Source organism: candidate division WOR-3 bacterium, from assembly GCA_016867815.1.
Classification (GTDB): Bacteria; Hydrothermota; Tepidihabitantia; order Tepidihabitantales; family Tepidihabitantaceae; genus UBA2258.
In genome coordinates this window covers 1-3,372 of sequence record VGIR01000170.1, presented here as the reverse complement: position 1 = coordinate 3,372, position 3,372 = coordinate 1, and the positions used below count along the sequence as shown (strand labels likewise).

At 60.9% G+C, this 3,372-nt stretch carries 3 protein-coding genes; 2 read left to right on the top strand and 1 reads right to left on the bottom strand.

Annotation, left to right across the window (positions count from 1 at the left end; all coding sequences use genetic code 11):
- Nucleotides 1-67: 67 nt before the first annotated feature.
- Nucleotides 68-1,177 carry an aminopeptidase gene (locus FJY68_13885; GenBank protein MBM3332913.1) on the top strand — a complete coding sequence of 370 codons (1,110 nt, stop codon included), beginning with the start codon at nucleotides 68-70 and terminating at the stop codon, nucleotides 1,175-1,177.
- A 60-nt stretch (nucleotides 1,178-1,237) separates the two neighbouring features.
- Complete coding sequence (locus tag FJY68_13880) at nucleotides 1,238-1,684, top strand: GAF domain-containing protein (GenBank protein MBM3332912.1); 447 nt, start codon at nucleotides 1,238-1,240, stop codon at nucleotides 1,682-1,684.
- A 123-nt stretch (nucleotides 1,685-1,807) separates the two neighbouring features.
- Here the strand turns inward: FJY68_13880 and FJY68_13875 are convergent, their stop codons facing one another.
- Nucleotides 1,808-2,812 (bottom strand): hypothetical protein, encoded by a 1,005-nt coding sequence (locus FJY68_13875; GenBank protein ID MBM3332911.1) that lies wholly within the window; start codon nucleotides 2,810-2,812, stop codon nucleotides 1,808-1,810.
- Nucleotides 2,813-3,372 lie beyond the last annotated feature (560 nt).

Here is a 3,372-nt window from a genome sequence, read left to right as displayed (position 1 = left end):
AATGACGAAGTTGGGCCTCGGACTTTGTCATTTCCCCTTTGTCATTGGTCGATTTCACCGGAGGTGAATTGTGGCGGACACGAGAATTGACAATCTGGCGAAGCTGCTGGTGCAGTACAGCCTCAAGTTGAAGAAGAACGACTGGGTCGAGATAATCGGACCTTACAACGCCGAGCCGCTGCTCCTTGCCTGCCAGGTCGAGGCGCTGAAGGCCGGCGCGCACGTCTCGATGCGGGTGCTTCTGCCGGACTCGAACTACCTGTTCTACAAGTACGCGCAGGACCACCAGCTCAGTTTCGTCTCGCCGCTGGAGAAGCTCATGACCGACAAGCGGGACGCGATGTTGTTTGTTTGGGGCGGCTGGAACACGAAGGAACTGAGCGGCATCGACCCGAAGCGTATCGCGACTGTCCAGGCGGCGCGCAGAGAGCTATTCGCCCGCCGGCTGCAGCGCGAGGCGAAGGGCTTGTTTCGCTGGGTCGGCACCATGTATCCGACCGATTCGTCGGCGCAGGACGCGGAGATGTCACGCCGCGAATACGAGGATTTCGTCTACGGTGCCGGGATGGTCGACAAGCCGAATGCCATCGCCCGGTGGAAGGCGGTATCCCGGCGGCAGGCCAAGCTGGCCAGGTTCCTGAATGGGCTATCCAGCGTCCGCATCGTCGGCCCGGATACCGACATCACCTTCAAGACCCGCGGCCGGAAGTGGATCAACTGCGACGGTCGCGTCAACTTCCCGGACGGAGAGGTCTTCACCAGCCCGCTGGAGAATGAGACCGAGGGCCACATCCGCTACACATTCCCGGCGGTGCACGGCGGCAAAGAGGTCCATGACGTCCGGCTTGCGTTCCACAAAGGCCGCGTGGTCGAGGCCCGCGCGGCCAAGAACGAAGAGCTGCTGAAGGAAATGGTGAAGGCGGACGACGGCGCGTCTCGGGTCGGCGAGTTGGCTTTCGGGACCAACTACTCGATCACCAAGTTCACCAAGAACACGCTCTTCGACGAGAAGATCGGCGGGACCATGCACGTTGCCATCGGCGCGGCCCTGCCCGAGACTGGTGGGCGGAACAAGTCCGGCGTCCACTGGGACATGGTCTGCGACACGCGCCATGGGTTCACCGTCTACGGCGACGGCAAACCGATCATGAAGGATGGGAAGCACGCGCGATTCTAGAGTTCAGATTGACGGAGCAGGAGAGGGTGCCGTTTTTCTGCTCCACGGGAGGGTGAGAAAATGAAGTACCAGGCGCAGTTTGACGAGATGAGAGAGCTGGTGCTCGCGGCCAAGGGGCCGGAGGACCTTCAGTCGCGCGTGGTCATCAGCTTGCGCAAGAGCTTTCCCAACTACCACTGGGTGGGCATCTATCGGCTCGAAGGCGATCACCTTGTGCTGGGTCCGTTTCAGGGCAAGCCCACGGTGCATACCCGCATCCCGGTTGGCACGGGCGTCTGCGGTGCGGTGGCGGCGTCGATGAAGACCGAGGTCGTACCCAACGTCCAAGCTGACGCACGCTACCTTGCCTGTTCCCTGGAGACTCGTTCGGAGATCGTCGTGCCCGTCATCAAGGGCAGTGTGTTCTGGGGCGAGATTGACATTGACTCAGACGCGCCCGACGCCTTCAAGAAGGATGACGTCGAGTTCCTCGAAGCCGTCGCGCGGCTCCTGTCCGAGAGACTGTAGCGGGCGGGCATAGGAAAAGCGGGAGCTGCGCTCCCGCACTCCGAATGTCGGACTTCACGCCGTGGCCGGTCAGGTGTCCATCACTGGATCACTCGATCACTAGACCTCTAGACCACTGCTGCGTTACTTCTCCACCTTCTTGTATCCCTCTGGAATCTCGAAGACCGTTTCTGGAACCGCATCGAGTGAGATCGACTTCACTTCCTGGTAGGAAGAGAACATCACGCCCTCTTCCTTGGGTTTGTCGGGCGCCAGGCTCTTGGCGATTTGCTTCCCAAGCAGCCCACCCAGGCCGGTCGGCGTTTCCTCGGGTTCTTCCTTTGGCTCGGGCTTCCTGGCGGCTGAGTCGCTCTTCACTTGCCACTTCACCTCGGTGACAATCGAGTAGCCCTCGACCTTGGCCATCTCCTTGCTGACCTCTTCCATCTTGCCGGCGGTTTCTTTCGGGTCGAGGCCGTACATGGAGGTCAGCATGCCTGCGCCGAGCTGGTTGGCCTCTTCCGGCGAGAGCCCGACGCCCAGCTTCTGCGCCAGCTTCTTGCTGAATTCGGCCTCGATCGCTCGGGCCTTCTTCAACTGGTCGTTCAGTGGCGTGTTCCAGAGGCCGGTCGACATCACCCGCGTGACCTTGCCCTTGGATGCCGTGTCCTCCATCACCACATCCCAGGTGATGAGGTACTCCTTGCAGGCGAAGCCGTTGATGTCCTTCGCCGCCCCGGTCTTGGTGACCTTCAACTCCGACTTCACAATCTTGTAGGGCTTGCCCTGGTCCGGGCCGCTCTGCCTTCGTTCGGCTATGGTCTCAGTGACGGCGGGCAGGGCAATCGGGCGCTCCGTGTAGGTCTTCTTGGGAGGATTCAGGTCCCAGATGACGTCTTTGTCCAGCCGCGTGATCTCCGTGCTGGTCTGCGGCTTGCCGGCGATCACGCCGCCGAGGCCGCCGACCATCTTCGTCGTATGGTCCTCGGCGCGTTTCTCGCCCTGGTATTGGGTTACCGCATTGACCTCGGTAGTTCCCAGACCCGTGAGCATCGACGTGCGCGTGACCGATTCCATCTTCAGGTCGGCGAGCGCCGGCCCGGCCAACAGCGTAACGAGAGCGAGCAACACCAGCGGGAGCGACTTCATTGATTCTCCTTTTGCCCGATTATAGGGTGTGAGCAGGAGGAGTCAACAGAACTGAGGCAGGTTTCCGAGATCCTAGCGACTTGCGGTTGGGGCCGATGCCAGGCCCGGATTCGGGGAGGTGCCTCGCGCTCAAGGCGCGATCGGGTCGGGCAAAGCACCCGTCAGTGCTCGCCGGCAAGCGTCGCTCAGAGGATCGTTCACCGCGTAGCGGACTGCGTCGGCGAGTGCGTCGTCGACTGCGTAGCAAACCGCATCGCGCACTGCATGAGTCATTGCACCCGGCATCGCTCATCTCAAAGCTCAGCGCATCGCTTCTTTCATTGCTTGCCTCAAAGCTCGACGCAAAGCTCGGGCCAAAGCACTTCTCAAAGCTCAACTCAAAGCTCATTTCAAGGCTCGTTTCATGGCTTCGTCGAAAGCTCCTCAAAGGGCTAGCCCCCAGGCGACCCCTATATGCGAATTCCCGGGCTTGCGACCGAGTCTAAACCAGCCACAGTCGGATGGTTATATCTCATGCACGCCTCGCGCCAATCGTCCAGTTCTTTTCGTTCCTTCCACCG